Origin of the sequence: Micromonospora sp. NPDC047548 (assembly GCF_040642975.1) — a bacterium.
Classification (GTDB): Bacteria; Actinomycetota; Actinomycetes; order Mycobacteriales; family Micromonosporaceae; genus Micromonospora.
The window spans coordinates 1-16,961 of record NZ_JBEYTI010000075.1; the positions used below are offsets into that span (position 1 = coordinate 1).

The 16,961-nt window shown below is 69.6% G+C and carries 7 protein-coding genes, 2 pseudogenes and 1 other annotated feature; of the genes and pseudogenes, 3 read left to right on the forward strand and 6 right to left on the reverse strand.

The genetic code is table 11. The features are described 5' to 3' along the window. A partial coding sequence (locus ABZ807_RS31730; protein ID WP_357166306.1) for an integrase core domain-containing protein occupies nucleotides 1-264 on the forward strand: 264 nt, incomplete at its 5' end. Between the two features lie 84 nt (nucleotides 265-348). Here the strand turns inward: ABZ807_RS31730 and ABZ807_RS31735 are convergent. The 4 genes and pseudogenes from ABZ807_RS31735 to ABZ807_RS31750 all read right to left on the reverse strand — a co-directional run. Continuing rightward, nucleotides 349-645 (reverse strand): annotated as a pseudogene (locus tag ABZ807_RS31735) (IS3 family transposase); the annotation flags it as partial. Then, nucleotides 553-684 (reverse strand) — a sequence feature (AL1L pseudoknot). It overlaps the preceding pseudogene by 93 nt. Continuing rightward, nucleotides 642-959: a transposase gene (locus ABZ807_RS31740; protein ID WP_357166309.1), complete on the reverse strand. Its 318-nt coding sequence runs from the start codon at nucleotides 957-959 to the stop codon at nucleotides 642-644. It overlaps the preceding feature by 43 nt. The gene ABZ807_RS31740 and the pseudogene ABZ807_RS31735, both read right to left, overlap by 4 nt. 188 nt (nucleotides 960-1,147) lie before the next feature. Continuing rightward, nucleotides 1,148-3,820 carry a hypothetical protein gene (locus ABZ807_RS31745; protein ID WP_357166312.1) on the reverse strand — a complete coding sequence of 891 codons (2,673 nt, stop codon included), beginning with the start codon at nucleotides 3,818-3,820 and terminating at the stop codon, nucleotides 1,148-1,150. 390 nt (nucleotides 3,821-4,210) lie between these two features. Then, nucleotides 4,211-13,360, reverse strand: a complete 9,150-nt coding sequence (locus ABZ807_RS31750) for an RHS repeat-associated core domain-containing protein (protein ID WP_357166315.1) — start codon at nucleotides 13,358-13,360, stop codon at nucleotides 4,211-4,213. A gap of 409 nt (nucleotides 13,361-13,769) precedes the next feature. Between ABZ807_RS31750 and ABZ807_RS31755 the strand changes: the two genes are divergently transcribed. Together ABZ807_RS31755 and ABZ807_RS31760 are read left to right on the forward strand one after the other, a co-directional pair. Next, the gene (locus ABZ807_RS31755) at nucleotides 13,770-14,867 is read left to right on the forward strand and encodes an integrase core domain-containing protein (protein WP_357166318.1); all 1,098 of its coding nucleotides are present in this window, start codon (nucleotides 13,770-13,772) and stop codon (nucleotides 14,865-14,867) included. 125 nt (nucleotides 14,868-14,992) lie between these two features. After that, a complete protein-coding gene (locus ABZ807_RS31760; RefSeq protein ID WP_357166321.1) occupies nucleotides 14,993-15,634 on the forward strand; it encodes an integrase core domain-containing protein in 642 nt (213 codons plus the stop codon). Between the two features lie 64 nt (nucleotides 15,635-15,698). On the opposite strand, the gene ABZ807_RS31765 is transcribed toward ABZ807_RS31760, so the two are convergent. Together ABZ807_RS31765 and ABZ807_RS31770 are read right to left on the reverse strand one after the other, a co-directional pair. Next, entirely contained in the window at nucleotides 15,699-16,094 is a 396-nt protein-coding gene (locus tag ABZ807_RS31765; protein ID WP_357166324.1) for a hypothetical protein, read from the reverse strand. Between the two features lie 277 nt (nucleotides 16,095-16,371). Further along, a pseudogene (locus tag ABZ807_RS31770) lies at nucleotides 16,372-16,605 on the reverse strand (IS5/IS1182 family transposase); the annotation flags it as partial. Between the last annotated feature and the right edge of the window lie 356 nt (nucleotides 16,606-16,961).

Consider the following 16,961-nt stretch of genomic DNA (forward strand, 5'->3'; position numbering starts at 1 on the left):
GCGATCATGGAACGCTGGGTGCGGACCTGCCGCCGCGAGCTGCTGGACCGCACGCTGATCTGGAACCAGCGGCATCTGCTGCATGCGCTGCGGGAATATGAGCGGTTCTACAACCTACACCGACCGCACCAGGGGATCGCGAACGTCCGGCCACTGAAGCCGCTGCCCGAACCGATCACCGACCCGAACCAACTCGCCCGGCTGAACATCCACCGGCGCGACCGCATCGGCGGCGTCCTTCATGAATACGAGCATGCCGCCTGAGCTGCCCGGATGGCATTCTCGGCAGGTACAGCGTCCGGTCTCGGCTGCGGGCCGGGTCGTGCGCGGTGACTTGTCGCGGAGCAGCCCGCGCAGCCCGGACTCACGCATCAGCCGCTCGACGGTGCACCGGGCCACCCGAACACCACGGCGGCGCAGCTCGTGCCAGATCTTGCGGGCCCCGTAGACGCCGTAGTTCTCCTGGTGGATCTGCTCGATCATCGCGGTCAGCTCGTTGTCGCGCCGTGATCGGGCGCTGGCGGGGCGGGTCTTGGCGGCGTAGTAGGTCGACGGTGCGATCTGTGCCGGCGTGCCTTCGAGCGCCTGCAGGACCGGCTGGACACCGTGTTCGGCCCGTTGGGAATCGACGAAGGCGACCTTCATCGCGACGGGCGGTCCAGCTCCGCCGCGAAGAAAGACGCCGCGGACTTCAGGATCTGGTTCGCCCGGCGCAGCTCACGATTCTCCCGTTCCAGAGCGGCGATGCGTTCGGCGTCGCTGCTGGTGATGCCCGGCCGGTCGCCGGCGTCGGTCTCGGCCTTCTTCACCCAGGCGCGCAACGCCTCCGGATGGATGCCGAGCTGGCCGGCGATCCGCCGGATCGCCCCGGTCGCGGCGGCCGGATCCCGGCGGGCCTCGACCGCCAACCGGGTCGCACGCTCACGCAGCTCGTCGGGGTACTTCTTCGGTGCGGGCATCGTTGGTGTTCCTCCCAGGTTTCGATGTCTCCATCAAACCCGGTGCGGGACAGTGACCGACGTGAAGGCCCAACGCGGCGGCCTGTGTACCGCGCGGCTGACCGAGCAGTGCCCCGTCGCGTGAGGCAAGAGGCCGGCCAGGGCGATCAGTGCTCGCCCTGGCCGGTGTCAGTGTCGCCTCTCGCTGGTTACCGCGGTGGTCTGGGCAGAGTGGTGCCGGCAAAGGTCGGCGTCGACACCGCCGCGCCGGTCGTCTCGGCAGTGCGGGTCTGGGTGCTGAGCGTGGAAGCGTTGCTCAGCGTGTAAACCCGGGTCTGGTTCGACTGCCCACGGAACATGAACGCCCAGTTCTGACCGCTGGAGTTCGTGAGTGTGAATGCCGTCGGGTCGGTGGCCGCCGCCACGTCCCAGGTGACACTGGCCTGCTGCCAGTCCCGCCACGTGCCCGAGCCCTGCCACGTCTCACCGGTGTTGAAGATCGCCCCGTCCGCGCCACGCACGACCACCTCGGTGATGCCGGTGACCGGGCTGATCAGCGCCGACGGGGAACCCGCCGCGACGAAGCTGCCGACCGCGTCCCAGGCGTCGGGGAAGACCCCGGAATCGTCCTGCTTCTTGGTCTTGATCGTCCCGTCGGCGGCCCGCACAAACACCCGCAGCTTGTTGCCCGGATACAGGACAACCGCCGGGGTGCCGGTCAGGCCGGCGTCCGACAGGCTGGTGCAGCCCGACGCCGCCCCGTCGGAGAACTGGAACGTCCGCAGCACGCCGCTGGTGTCGAGCGCGAACACCTGGATGCCGGTGCTGGTGGTCACCGGCACCGGGGTGCCGGCCAGCCCGGTGATGCCCAGGCTCATCCAGGATGTGAACACGCCGTTGACCGCCGTCTGCTGGGCGGCCCACACGGTGCCGGCCGGGTCGACCGCGAAGGCCACCACCCGACCGTCGGCCAGCTTGGCCGAGCCGACGTGCGACTTGATCGTGCCGGTGAGCGCGGTCCAACTGCCCCACACCGGGGGCGACTGCGTGGCCTGGATCAGCGCCCCGCCGGTGCCGTTGGCGTTCTCGGCGACCAGGGTCATCCGGCCGTCGGCCTGCTCGGCGAGCGCGGGTGGGCCGGTGTAGGCGTCCGTGCCGGAGACGACCGTCCACTGGACGGAGCCGAAGTTGTCCGGGTCGGTCTGGTGGCCGTGCAGCAGCCGGCCGATGTTGTCGGCGTAGGCGTACTCCACCGTGCCCACGGACGCGCCCGGTACCGCGGACGCCTGCAGGGCGGTGGTGGCGCTGAACGACTCGATCGGCACGCTGGTCGCCGCGATCCCGGCCAGGTTGGTGACCTGTGCCGCCGTCCCGGACTTCGGCTGCGAACCGGGCGCCTCACCCGGGCTACCGATCACGCCGTCGGCCTTGCCGTCGCCGGTGACATCGCCCAGTGCGACCGCCGAACCCCAGGCGTCGCCGGCCTCGTTGCCGCTGCCCACGTCGCCCTGGGCAATGCGCCGGCCGGTGGTCAGCGCCCGCCCGTCCGAGGTGAGCGGGTGCCCCTGGTACAGAAAAGCGGCTCCCGCACCGGTGTGCGTGCCGTAGGTCTTGCCCGGCGCGCCAACCAGCAGGTCGCTGTAGCCGTCCTTGCCCACGTCCCCGGTGGCCAACACCTCGCCGAACTTGTCCCCGGCGGTCAGCGTCTCCCCACCCTGGGTCTCCTGCACCGAGTAGCCGGCACCCAGCTTCGACGAGGCCCCGGGAATGATCACCACCGACCCGCTGGCCGGTTGGGACCCCGGTGCCTCACCCGGTACCCCCACCGCGATGGCAGCGTAACTGGCCTTGCCGAAGTTCCCGACCGCCAACGCCGCCCCGAAGCGGTCACCGGCCTCGTTGGCGCCGCCGTTGCCGGCCTGGTTTACCCCGAACCCGGTTCCCATCCCCGACGAGGCTCCCGGCATCACGTACACCGCGCCGCTGGCGACCGCGGGGCTACCGACCGCCTCACCCGGCGCCCCAATCACCAGATCCGTGTAGCTGGAACCGGTCACGTTCCCGGCCGCCAACGCCGCACCGAACTGGTCACCGGCCTCGATCGTGTCGCCGGTGCCGGTCTGCTGCACCGTCCAGCCCTTCACCACACCACTCGACGATCCCTTGTACACATACACGCTGCCGCCGGCCGGATTGGCTCCCGGCGCCTCACCCGGGGTGCCGATCGCCAGATCGCCGTACCCATCACCGTTGAAGTCCCCGGTCGCCAGCGCCGTACCGAAGGCGTCGTTCGCCTCGTCGGCGCCGTCACCGAGCGTCTGGCTCAGGAACTTGCCCGACGACAGCCCCGATGACGAGCCCATGAACACGCCCAACGCGCCCGACTTGGTCTCGGACCCGACCGCTTCGCCCGGGATCCCGACGGCCAGATCCGCGTACCCGTCCTTGTTGAAATCGCCGACCGCCAGCGCCGCCCCGAACCGGTCCCCGGCCTCGTTGCCCGCGCCGATGTTCGTCTCGGTCAGCCGCTTGCCGGAACTGATCCCCGCCGCGGAGCCGGGAAACACCGACACGGTCCCGGCGGCCACGCCGCCGACCGCGTCATTGGGCGCACCCACCACCACGTCGGCGAACCCGTCCCGGTTGAAATCGCCGGTCACCGCCGCCGCTCCGAACTTTGCGCCCGCCACATTGGCACCACCGCTGGCGCTGGCCGGGGTCACCGTGTGATGGGCGTACATGTCCGCGGTCGTGCAGGCCGTCGCGGCCAGTGCCGGCGCCGCGGACGTCAGCACCACACCCGCCGCCACGGCCACCACGCCGGTGGCGGGAAGCAGCAGGCCCGCCGTGGCTGACGCCACGCCACGGGTGAGCTGGTTCACCCCCGCTCGACCTCGTTGACCATCCGGTTGTCGTCTCGTAACCACGGCATCCTCCCTCTGGGTCGGTGCACCTACACCACACGCCGCCCCTAGACCTGGATCCGTGGACCGGGATCGGCATGACTGCTGAACCACGTAGAAGTAATCACGCCAGGACCGGCACACACCCGCCCTGGGGTAAATCTTGAACAGACTTTGAGGGAAACGTCTACAAAGGATCGGGCTCGCCGCGAGCACGCGGCGAAGACCTCCAGGTCAGAGCGGAACCCCAACGGGTCCCACTCCACCTGGAGGTCGTCACCCTTCCCACCTCATCCGAGCGTCTCGCCCCACGTCACCCACATGCATGGGCAGTACAGCGAAGTCGGCTCCGTCGATGCGAGCGGCTGGTCAGTCATTGCCGTGCCGGACGACCCCACGGAGGATTTGGAACACCTTGAATGCCGCGAATGCCCCCTTTCTTCCCACCCTCGGGAAGTCGGACGTGTACCTGGTGATCACGTCGGGCTGGCCATCGCGGGTGTCCCCCGGCATCGACTTGCGGTGGAACTTCGGGTCGTTCCCGGGAACTCTGGTGGAGGTACGCGTCTCTTCCACCCGGATCCGTCCCCCCAGCTGCCGGTCGATGTCGTCCCAGTTCTTGACGACGCGCTTCGTCACCATGCGCGTCGGCTGCTCCCCGCTGCGGGCCACGATGCCGACCTCCTTGGCGACCTTGGCGCCGCCGCGGACCAGTTCGGCCGCCTCGTCTGCGTGTCGCGCGGCCAGACTGCTGGCCCGGGCGGCGCGTACCGCGCCACCGCCGACACCGCCGGCCAGGTAGCCGGCAATCGTCGCCGCGGTCCAGGCGCAGGCGTCCAGAGCACCCTTGGTCACGCACTTGACCAGGTCGGTAACGCCGCTGACCTCGGCGGCGACCTTCAGCGCCGACTTGATGTAGGGCGCGGCTGCCTGGGCGAGCTCGGTGACCGCGCTGACCGCATTGGAGACGTTCTCCACCACGGTGCCCACGGTCTCGATGGCCTTCTGGTAGATCATCGTCGCCGCTTTGACCGTGTCGTTGACCACGTCGCGGAAGGTGGAGACCACCTTTGCGGGCAGGGTCGCCGCAGCGGAGACCACCTTCTTCAGCGTGGTGAGGGCCGGCTTGAGCGCCGCGGCCACGGCCTTGACCGGGTTGTGCTTCGCGGCGTAGGCGATGGCCGTGCGGGCGGCCTGGGTGACCCGCTTCTTCGCCTCGTAGATCGCGGCGCGGACCTGCGCGGCCTTCTGGCGTGCCCAGTCGCGGGCGGCGGCGGCCTTGTTGGCGATCCAGGTCCGCGCCTTGCTGACCTTGTCGCCGACCCAGTTCACCGCCTGCTTGCCCCGGTCGTAGACCCACTTGGCGCCCGATGCGATCTGCTTGCCCGCCCACGTGATGGCTGACCAAGCGTAGCTGCCCGCCCAGGAGATGCCGGACCACACCCAGCTCGCACTGGTCTTGATGCCGGACCAGGTCGCCTTGGCGCCGGAGGAGATAGCCCCACCCACCTTGCGCAGCGCCTTCTTGCACCAACCGCAGGACGGCCACTGCCCGTCCGGGTCGGTGAAGCCGAGCGGATCGCCGGCGGCATACGTGTAGCGGTTGGCGAGGATCGCATCGCCGGCGCCGTAGGTGACGGTGTCCCGGGAGATGAACGTGCCTGTGCCCGGCTCGTACCAGCGAGTGCCCATGTCGACCTGGGCGGTGGTGGGGTCGGTCCAGTCGGCCTGGTAGCCGAGGTTGCCGGTGTCCCCGACAGCCGCGGTCACCTGACCGAACGGGTCGTACGCGGTCGAGTCGGACAGCCCGGTGAGGGTGGTGTCGGCGGCGTCGAAGCCCCCGACGACGTCACCGTGCTCGTCCGCGACGACCATCCGCCGCTGCCCGCCGCGCGACACGGCGAGCAGCTCGTCCGCGGAACCGCGCCCGTACCGCTCGGCGCCGTCCGTGACGACCTCGTCGCCGACCCCCGCGTAGCCGAAGCGGACGCCGTTACGGGTCGCCACCCGGTCCAGGCCGTCGTAGGTGTAGGCCTGCCCGGCTGCCGCCACCAGCCGGTCGAACGCGTCGAAGTCGAACGTCTCGGTGAGGCCGGAGCTGGTCCGTGACGCCAGGGTGCCGCGCGCGGTGTAGGTGTACTGGTGGTCGGAGTCGGTGATGAGCCGGTTGCGGGCGTCGTACGTGGCGGTCTTCGTGCCGGCCCGGATGCGGTTGCCCGAGTCGTCCCAGGCGTAGCCGACGGTGCCGGCCGCGCTGGTCCAGGAGACCAGCCGCCCGGCGAGGTCGTAGCCGTACGAGTTGTCGCCGGCGCCCGCCAGTCCGGTGGTGGTCTTACCCAGGAGCCGGTCGTTGTTGTCATAGCGGTACGCGATCGAGCTGACCGTCTGCCCCGCGGCGTTGCGCATCGTGTCCGAGGCGACCCGGCCCAGGTCGTCGTAGCCGAAGGCGCGGATGCGCCCGGAGCCGTAGTCCACCGTTCCCAGCTGCCCAGCGCCGTCGTAGCCGAGCTGCTGGCTGGTGGCGGTGACGCCGTCCTTGGCCGTCGTGAGCCGCGAGTTGCGATACGTGTAGGTGGCGGTTCCCGCCGCGTCGACGCGACTGGTGAGGTTGCCGTCACCGTCGTAGTCGAACGTGGCCGTGCCGGACGGTCCGGCGGTGCCGAGCAACTGCCCGCGGTCGTTGTAGGTGTAGGTGTTGGTGCCGTCCGGCGCGTTGACCGAGGCGAGGCGACCAACCGGGTCGTAGTCGAGAACACGCTCCGGTGTGCCGGCGCCCGACCCGGTCTCCCTGGTGACCCGGCCGGCGGCGTCGTACGTCTCCTGACGGACGACCCCGCCCGGGGCGGTCAGCTTCTCGGGGCGAGCGGCGACGTCGTACGCGATGGTCCAGGTGCGGTCGGCGTCGCCGGGGTGGGCCGGGGTGGACGGCTCGATGATCGACTCGGAGAGCCCCCAGGAGTTGAACCGGTAGATGGTCCGGTTCCCCCGCCCGTCGGTGTACCGGGTGCGGTTGCCGGCGGCGTCATAGCCGAAGCTCGACGAGATCGACGAGGTCGCGGTGACCGGCTCGGTCTGGCTGACCAACCGATTCGCCGCGTCGTACTGATAGGTGGTGGTCACCCCCGCCGGGTCGGTCGAGGTCGTCAAGTTGCCCCCGTCGTCGTAGCCGTAGCGCTGGCTGCGCAGCACGGTGCCGTCGGACTTCAGGTCGGACTCGCTGACGACCTGGCCGAGCAGGTCGAAGGCGGTCTGCTGGGTGCGCCCCAGCGGGTCGCTGACCCGCACCTGCCGGCCCGCGTAGTCGTAGCCGAACAGCGTCGCCACACCGTTGGGGTCGGTGGTACGGGTCATCTGGCCCAACGTGTCGTACGCGTTGACCGTGGTGGCGCCAGTCGGCGAGAGGATGCTGGTGATGTTGCCGGCGTCGTCGTAGGTGTACGTTCTGGTCAGGTTGCGCGGCGTGGGCTTGCGCTCCACCTCCGTCGCGGTGACCCGGCGGTCCAGGTCGTCGTAGGTCGCCTCGATGCGGGAGCCGCTCGGGTCCGTGGTGGACAGCAGCTCGCCGGTGCGGGTGTAGGTGTACCGCGACACCGCCCGCTCGTCGTTGGTGTGTCCCGGCTCGTCCCGGGCGACGAGGCGGCCCAGCTGGTCGTAGGTGTACCGGGTGGCGTTGCCCTTCGGGTCGGTCACCTCGACCGGGTTGCCGAGCGCGTCGTACCGCGTCTGAATGGTGGAGGTGTACGGCGCCACCCCGCCCGGCGCCCAGTACGACGGCGCGGTGTCGGTCACCACCCGGCCGGCCCGGTCGTACGTCCACCGGCTGACGTTGCCGAGCTCGTCGGCCTCGGCAACCTTCTCGTCGAAGGTGTTGTAACCGGTGGTGACGGTCGGGTTGACCGTGCCCGGCGCAGCCCCGTCACGTTCGGCCGCCACCGCCGGGCCGGCCGCCTTCACCTGCCGGCCCAACTCGTCGTAGGTGTACGTGGTGGTGAACGTCGCCGGGTTCGCGCCGGCGGCGTTGCCGCGCGGATCGGTGGTCGACCCCATCAGCCCACGCTGGTCGAACCCGAATGTGGTGACCCGGGTGGTGGTGCCGGCGGTGACCGTCTCCCGGACGGCGTTGCCGCTGTCGTCGTATGCGTAGTCGACCTGTTCCGGGGTGGTGGGCATCGCCCAGGGCACGTTGGACGCCTTGCCGGACCGGGTGGTGCGGGTGACGTTGCCCGCGGCGTCGTAGCTGAAGGTGGTGGTGCTGGCCAACCCGCCCGGGTCGACCACGGTGCTGGCCACGTTGCCCACCTTGGTGTACGTCTGGGTGGTGGTCAGCGAGCCGTCGCCCGCAATCTGCTGGACGAGGTTTCCGTCCGGGTCGTACGTGTTCTCCTCCAGTACGTAGTCGCGGGTGGTGCCGTCGGGGTTGTGGAAGTTCTTCAGCACCAGCCGGCGCAACAGGTCGTCGCCGTAGTACTCGTATTCCAGCCGGCGCCCCATTGCGTCGGTGTCACTGGCCATCCGGCCGGCGAAGTCGTACGAGTAGGAGTGCAGCACCAGGTAGTCGCCGGTGGTCGGGCCGCCGTCGCCGGCGTACGCGCGCAGCCGCACCTCGGCCACCTGGTTGCGGGCGGTGTAGGCGTAGTCGGAGCGGTTACCGTTGGCGTCCACCATCGACGTCCGGTTGCCGAAGCGGTCGTAGCTGTAGCTGGTCTCGTTGCCCTCCGCGTCGGTGATCCGGACCGGCTGGTTGTACTCGTTGTACTCCCATGTGCTGGTGCGCGTCACATCGCCGCCGAGCTTGTCGACCACGTCGACCCGGACCACGTTGCCGTCGGCGTCGTACCCGGTCAGGGTCTGCTGCTGGTGCCGGGTGCCCGAGATCGCGTCCGTGGTGGCCGGCTCGGTGGTGCTCACCGGCCGCGAGCTGGCGTCGTAGCCGTAGGTGGTGGTCAGCCCGTTGGGGAACCTGTCAGAAATCTCGGTCTCGGCGGTGGTGCGGCCCAACGCGTCGTACGTGTAGGCGATGATCAGCCCGGAGGGCTGGGTGACCCGGGCAAGGTCACCGTTGTGGTAGTAGGCGTACCGGGTCAGCTTGCCCCGGGCGTCGGAGGTGGTGACCAGTAGCCCGGCCGGCACGCTGCCGCCGCCGTAGGCCGCCTCCGCGCCGGTGGAGTAGGTGTGGGTCACCGCGCTGCCGTCCGGGTTGGTCTGCGACGCCAGCTCACCAAAGGAGGTGTACGTGTACGCCGTGCGGTACGTGGTGTCCGTGGCGCTGACCGAGCGGGCGTCGCTGGTGTAGATCGGCAGGTCGTTGCGCGGGTCGAACGGGTCGGTGACCGTCGCCGGATAGGTGGTGTAGCTGGTCTGGCACTGGGTGCCGGTACGGCAGGTCTTCTTGGAGGCGACGTTGCCGCGACTGTCGTAGGTCATCGTCACCGAGTCACCTGTCTCCCCGGTGACCACGGTCTGGTTGCCATTGTCGTCGTACTGGAAAGTGCGGATCGCCATGCCGTCGAGGGCATGACGGACGAACACCGGCCCACCCGCGCTGTCCGGGATCGTGGTGCAGAACGCCGGGTCGTTCGGGTCCGGGGACGTGCACACCGACGGCGACGGTGACGGTGACGGCGACGGCGACGGGAGCGGCAGATCCTCCTCGCGGGTGCTGATCCCCAGCGGCGTGCCGGAGCGCAGCAGCTGGCTGGTCAGCGCGTCGTACTCGTACAGGTAGGGCCGGTTGGCCGGGTCGAGCACCTGGACGGCGCGGCGCAGGTCGTCGGTGCCGCCGTACACGGTCGGCACGCCGACCTTCCAGGTGCCGCCGTTGCGGTCGGTGTACGCGCTCACCCGGTCCAGCCCGGTGTCGTACTCGATACTGGCGGCGACCTTTCCGCTCGGCAGCGTCACCCGGGTGAGCTGGTCGGCGGCGACGACCCCGTTGCTGTAGTGCGCGGCGACCGCCGCCCCGCCGAGCGGGTGCGCGTACAGCGCCACCTCGTCGACCGTCCCGTTGAACCAGCGCTGGGTGGCGCTACCCCAACCCGGCCACGACGTGGGCGTGCTCGCGTACGCCGCGCCGACCTGGTTGAAGGTCAGCAGCGAGTGCTCGATGGTGCGCCCGGTCGCCTCGGCGGCCTTCTTGCCGTCGAGGTACAGCGTCTGGGTGGTGCCCATCGCGGAGAGCACCGCGTGGTGCCACTTGCCGTCGTTGACCGTGACGGTGGAGGCGAGCGGGGCGATGCTGCCCCCGAACTGGCCGCGCAGTAGCCCGTCGGTGCCGACGTACAGCACCGGCCCGCCGGCCGTGGGCGAGCTGCCCAACGCCTTGTTCTGGTATCCGAGCAGCGGGCCGCCCGCCCCGGTCGCGGTGGCCTTGAACCACAACTCGACGGCGGCGTCCCGGCTCTTCTTCAGCAGCCCCTTCGGCAGGTCCAGCCGGGACGACGTGCCGTTGAAGGAGGCGGCGGTGTCGCCCGTGCCGGCCAGGGCGCCGGCGGTACCGACGGTGGCGCCGACGTAGGTGCCGGCATCCTTGCCGAGGTTGACCGCGATCTCGCTGGCCGCGCCGGTGCCCTGCGCCTCACCCAACCGCCAGTACGACTCCGGCCGGGAGTCCAGCACCCCGCTGCGGTATTGCGACCCCGTCCCGTACGCGTAGGTGGTGCAGATCGAGCCGGGCGCGCACACCTGGGTGAGCAGATCGCCGGTGTAGGTGTAGGTCCAGCTCAACGCCAACCCGCCGACCGGGTCGGTCGTCACCCGGGTGACGTGCGCGCCGGTCCAGGTGAAGCTCAGCGACCGCCCGGCGGTGTTGGTCTGGCTGTTGGAGACCTGAGCCTTTGCCAGCTTCCCGTCAACGGTGTTGTAAGTGAGCACCACCGAGCGCAGCGCCGCGTCCGTGATCTTGTTGAGCCGCCCGGAGAGCGAGAACTGGTAGGTGGTGCGCGACTTGTCGATCAGCCGCCACGCGACGGTGTCCACGGTCAACTGCGCGGTACGCCCGGCCGGCGCGGCGTACGTGCCGTCCGGGTTCTTGCCGAAGCGCACCGCCTGCCCGTCCGGATAGGTCACCACCACGTTGCCCGAGCCGTCGTCGTCGGGGACCAGCCGCATGTCGTACCGGGTGTTCCAGCCGGCGCCGAACGCGCCGGCGCGGCGCGGGTCGAGGCTGTTGTAGGTGCGGATGACGTTCAACTCCGGGCCAACGGTGGTGACCGTGGCGTCCACCGCGGCGGTGGACAGGTTGCCCGCCTGCGCGTCGAACTCACGGTCCTGCCCGGCGGTCGGCGCCCCGGCTATCCGCGACGTGAGCTCCGGCTGCGGCACCGAGGTCAGCAGCGCGGACTGCGGCGACGACACCTCCGTGGTGGCGTCCTTGACGAACACCCGCCACAGGTACGTCTTGGACCACGACAGGCTGCCCGCCGGCACCGTCCAAGCGGTGCTGGTGAGGTAACCCGAGTTGAAACACCCGGTCGTACCGCCGGCAGCGGTGCGCTCGCACACCTCGAACTTGTAACTCAGCGACGAGCCCGGGGGCGCGTCGACGTCCACCGCCCGCGACCACAACAGCGGAGTCAGCGTCGGCGCCTGGTACCCGTTCGGCGGGTAGAGCTCCTGCACCACGGGTGCGATGTCGATCACCTGCAGCGCGATCCGGCCAGGCGGCACCTGCTGGTCGGTGAAGACCGCCCCGCCGGTACGCACCATCGTGAAGTCCAGGAAATAGGTCCCCGGCGGCATCGCCTTGATCGTCGCGTCCAGGGTGATCTTCGCGCCGCGCGCGACCGTGGTGGTGAGGTTCGCCGAGCGCTGCTGGCCGACCGGCGCCCCGGTCTTCGCGTCGTACGCCCGGTAGGCAAGGTAGTAGTCCGCCGGCGCCCACGCCGAGGCGCTCCGGTTGGTCACCGTCACCTTGACCTTGCCGTCCTGGTTCTGCAGCACCGGCGGGTTGGGCACCGGGCTCGGAATGGAGTACGACGCGTTGTACGCGCTGTGCGTCACGTACAGCTTCGGCGGGTTCGCCGTCGCCGACCCGGCGAAGCGCTTGCCGCTCAGCGAGTCGGTCGACGCGCGCAGCGACAACCCGTAGTTGGCCTGGTCGCCGTTGACCCAGCGCTGGACCAGCTTGGCGCCGGCGTCACCGAGGTCGAACAGCTCCGCCGCGGTCGGGCACGCCGACGAGGACGCGCCGAACGCCACGTACCCGTGGGCGAAGGACCGGCTCGCGATCGCGGAGCCCACCGCCGGGCCGGGGAAGGAGTAGCTGCCGCCGGAGCTCCACGACTGGGTCACCGGGTGCACGGTGACCTGCCGGGGCGAGCAGGAGTCCGCGTCGTAGTTGACCGCCTGCAGCTGGGCGCCGTAGATGGTGTGGTACTGCAGGCGGTCGACCAGGCTGCCGAACTTGACGTAGGCGGCCGAGTTGGTGCCGTTGACCGTGCCGACCAGCAGGTCCGAGGATCCGGACGTGGAGCTGCCGCCGTGCACGTACATCGCGCTGTCCGCGGAGCCGGAGTCGACCGGCAGCGCCACGGTCGGGTCGGCCAGCACCGGGTAGACCCGCGCCGGGTCGCGCAGCCAGGCGTCGTCGAGGGTGACCCGCAGGGCCGGTTGACCCTCGACGGACACCAGCGAGTAGGTGACGCCGCTGGACGTCGCCCGGCTGTCGCCGACCGCCGAGTCGGTCATGTATCCGGCCGGGAACACCGCCCGCCGGGCACCGGTCGCGTCGGTGAGCACCACCTGGTCTCCGGCAACCGCCGCGGTCAGCCCGCTCAGCCGCAGCGGGAAGACGTACGAACGGGGCGCGTCGGGGGTACGCAGCACCAGCGTCTCCTTGACGCCGCCCGAACGTGCCTCCAATCGCAGGTCCGTGCCCGGGTATACGGCCGGATAGGTAACGGTCCCGCCGTCGAGCCGGCCGGCCGCCGGTGCCGCTCCGCTGAGCTGGTAGGAGACCACTGCCGGTGTGGCGCCCGGTAGTTCGACGCGGACGAGCTCGGGTGCGTCGGCGCGGCCCGCGAGGCGCGTCCGGACCGAGTCGGCGACGTTGCGCCACCCGTCGTCATCGGCCACCAGACCGGTGTCGATCGGTGCCCACGTTCCGTCGGGCCGACGGTAGTTCACCGGGGTGCTGGAGAACTCCGTGGTCTGCGTACCGTCGGTGTTCTGGTACGTCCGCTCGAATGCGCTGCGGGAGTCCGGGAGTTCCCGGCTGCTCGCCCGGGCGAAGCCGCGCAGCGGTCGGGCGGGCGGCGCGACCACCCGGGCCACGTTGCGCCCGGCCGCCGGCTGCTGCTTCAGCCGGTGCTGGGGATACCGCGAGCGCAGCGAGGTGGGCACCGTGCGGTTGCCATTGGCGCCGGCAAGATGATCCTGGCCGGCGGCGGAGCCCCAGCGCTGCGCCGGTGCCGGCTCGGCCGGGGCGGCCGCTCGCCGGCCGGCCGCCGCCGGCACCTTCAGGCCGCTCGCTCCGCTGGCGGCGTTGGTGAAGAGCAGCAGGCCGACCAGGGCGAACGCCACAGGCCGGATGGCACGACGGGTCCAGATGAGACTGCTACCGATCCAGAAACGTGGGCGGGACGCGAGCATGGTTACCCCCCGGCGGGACGGCGATGCGTCTGCAGCCACGATTGAGTGGCACCGATAGAGTGCCGCGACAACCAACGCCCGCGATGAACATCGAAAATTCTTGAAGGAAACTTGCGCTTGCTGAGCGCCGGCCGCACATCAACGCCGTCAGGTGGTCTCAAGCGGACCACACGCGACCCGCGTTTGCGGACCCGCAGCGAACCTGCGGGTGCCGAAAACCTCGTCCGTCCTGGTCACGATCCTCTTGATCACTAAAATCAGAACGCCGGCGCAGCCCCAAGCCCGCTCGGCCCGATGCACCGGGTGATCGATGTTGAGCGGTGCGCGAGGATGACCTGTTGTGCTATTGCGGCTGGCCTACCTCGGTGTGACCAACGCTCTCGCGCTGCTGCGGCTGCTGCCGATGAGCGACCGGGACAAAGACGCCGAGATCCTCGCGCTGCGCCACCAGATCACCGTCCTGCAGCGGCAGCCGCACGGCGAGAAGGTCCGGTTCACGCGGGCCGACCGAGCGTGGCTGGCTGCTCTACTACACCGGCTGCCGAGGGACGTCCTTCGCAACCTGCGGCTGCTGGTGCGTCCGGAGACCGTGCTGCGCTGGCACTGTGACCTGATCGCCCGACGGCACGCCAGAATCTCCCGACCCCGGCGGGCCGGCCGGCCACGTACCGTGCGGTCGATCCGCCGGTTGGTGCTGCGCCTGGCCGGCGAGAACACCACGTGGGGGTACCGCCGCATCCACGGCGAACTGCTCGTCCTGGGTGTGAAGGTCGCGGCTTCCACCGTCTGGGAGATCCTTCAGCAGGCCGGCATCGACCCGGCGCCCCAGCGGACCGCCACCACTTGGGCGACGTTCCTCCGCTCCCAGGCGCACGCCATTATCGCCGCCGACTTCTTCGAAGCCACGACACTGACCGGCGCTCGCCTGTACGTTCTTGCGGTCATCGAACACGCCACCCGCCGGGTCCGCGTCCTCGGTGCCACCGCCCACCCGACCGCCGGCTGGGTGACCCAGGCCGTCCGGAACCTCGTGACGGACCTCGAAGACGCCGGATGCCGGGTGACGTACCTGATCCGGGATCGAGACGGCAAGTACCCGGCCCTGTTCGACACGATCCTCACCGACGCCGGGATCACGGTCGTACGCAGCGGGGTACGGATGCCACGCATGAACTCGATCATGGAACGCTGGATCCAAGCCTGCCGCCACGAACTGCTCGACCGGACACTGATCTGGAACCACGCCCACCTGCTACACGCCCTACGCGAGTACGAACGCCACCACAACCAGCACCGCCCGCACCGCGGCATCGCCAACGCCCGACCGATGCGTCCACTACCCGAACCGATCACCGACACCGCGACGCTGACACACCTGTACGTCCATCGACACGACCGACTTGGCGGACTCCTCCACGAATACGAGCAGGCCGCCTGACCAGCGCGGATGAGGATTTCTGCACCCGCAAGGTCACGCGGCCGGGTCACCCGCCGGCCCTTCGACCTGCGCGCCCTCGTCCCGCACTCCGGACACCGACGGGCCTGCTCATCGGCGGTGACCAGATGCGCGACCGGCCCGTCCGGCCCGTCCTCGACCCCGGTGACAGCCAGGCCCGCAAGGCCCAGCAGCCGGATCGTATCGTTAACCATGCCCGTGGCTCTTCTGTTGTGACCAGCTTGCTTCGACAACAAGATGATCACCGAGAGCCACGGGTCACCTCAACAGGACAGTCCACTCCGGACCGCTACGCAGACGCCGCCCCCGCCAACTTCGTTGAGCCGCAATGGGTGACCCAGCACGCCCGTAACCTCCTCATGGACCTTGGCGAGCATGCCAACCGGTTCCGGTTCCTCATCCGCGACCGCGACGCCAAGTACACCCCCGCCTTCGACGCGGTGTTCACCGCCGAGGGCATCACGGTGGTCAAGACACCACCCCGCACGCCGAAGGCGAACTGCTTCATCGAACGCTGGGGCCGCAGCCTCCGCGACGAATGCACCGACCACGTGTTGATCCACAACGAGCGGCACGCGCTGGCCGTGGTTGGCGAATACGTCGACCACTTCAACGACCACCGACCACACCAAGGACGGCAGCAGCGGCCACCCAACCACGACCCGGCCGTCGTCATTCCGATGACCATGCCCGTACAGCGCCGACAACGACTCGGCTGGGTGATCAACGAGTACCACCGGGCAGCCTGACGCGATCTTCGAAATCCCAGGTCACGGCCGTCAAACGAGTTTGGCACGGTACAGGGCCCCTCTGTCAGGCGATAAAGAGCCCCTCGGTCCACTGCCCGCTTTGGGTGCCCTTGACCGGGGTAACTCGGAGGCGAACCACCGTACCCTCGCGGATGTTGCCGCCCACAAAGCCAGTGCAGTACGGCGCCGTGTGGCCCCGGGTGTCGACGACGCGGTCCCAACTGCCGTTGTTGCCGATGTCGAGACGCGACTCGATTCCCCACCCGTCGCTAGCCATGTCGCAGGCATCGATCGAGTCACCGGGTAGCGTGTCGACCGGGTCCGGCAGGAACCGTCCGAAGCCGCCGTTCACGTGAACGATCCCGACAGCCGCCGAGGCCGGACCCTGCAGTCCGACCACTACGCCGACAGTCGCAACCATGGTCGCCGCCACATAGGCGCGCCCTCTTTTCAGCCTCATGTCGCATCTCCTCTTATATGGCAAGGACAGCGCTTCGCTCGAACCGCGTAGCCACAGGAGCGGCGCGGCGGGCGATGACTATCCCTTGTGCCAGCGGTAGTCGACAACATCTACCTGCGAGCCGAAATGGGCAGACTTTGCTGTGACCATGGTGGTGTCGCGCGATGCGACCGTCCTAACTGCTCCGCAACGATAGGGCATGCAACGACGGGAGGCCAGGGGTGGGCCTGCGCAATGAGTGGTCCACGGACTGTGGCGTAGCGGGTGCGGCGCGACAGACCGGCACGAACCCCTGCCCGGTGTCGGAGCGTTTGACGATCCCGACGTCGATGCCCACGGCGACGCCGTGGACCGCGACGCCCTGTTTGAAGCCGACGGTCACCCAGGCCCGGGTGACCGTCGGGGTGTGCTTGGCCGACCTTGTCCAGGAGCGTGATCCCGATCGCGTTGTCGGTGATCGAGGCGGCGGTCACCACCACGCGATGATCAGGCCGAGGGCGTCCACGGCTAGCGACAACGCCGTCGATATCATCAGCGACCCCGACCGCGGCCAGGCCGTCAAGACCCAGCAGCCGGGTCGTATCCACGCCCGCAGCTCTTCTGTTGTGATCATCTTGCGTCGACAACAGGCATGATCACCCAGAGCTACGGGCACTCCCACATCCGGGGTCCACTCAGGACAACTACCGACCTCCGCGACCCCCACCAACTTCGAAGAGCCCGTAATAGTACGGCAGCCGCCATTGGTTAGTTGACCAGGGCGTATTCGCGTCCGAGTCGGGTGCGTTGGTGGAACCAGCGTGAGCGGGCTTGGTGGCGGCGGCGCCAGTCGGTCCAGTGTTCGGCGTGGTGGGGTGGTTTCGGCCG

What these genes read in the sequence shown, in the direction of transcription:
- ABZ807_RS31740 (WP_357166309.1), bottom strand. Translation starts at nt 959, where the DNA reads ATGCCCGCACCGAAGAAGTACCCCGACGAGCTGCGTGAGCGTGCGACC.
- ABZ807_RS31760 (WP_357166321.1), top strand. Translation starts at nt 14,993, where the DNA reads ATGCGCGACCGGCCCGTCCGGCCCGTCCTCGACCCCGGTGACAGCCAG.
- ABZ807_RS31765 (WP_357166324.1), bottom strand. Translation starts at nt 16,094, where the DNA reads ATGAGGCTGAAAAGAGGGCGCGCCTATGTGGCGGCGACCATGGTTGCG.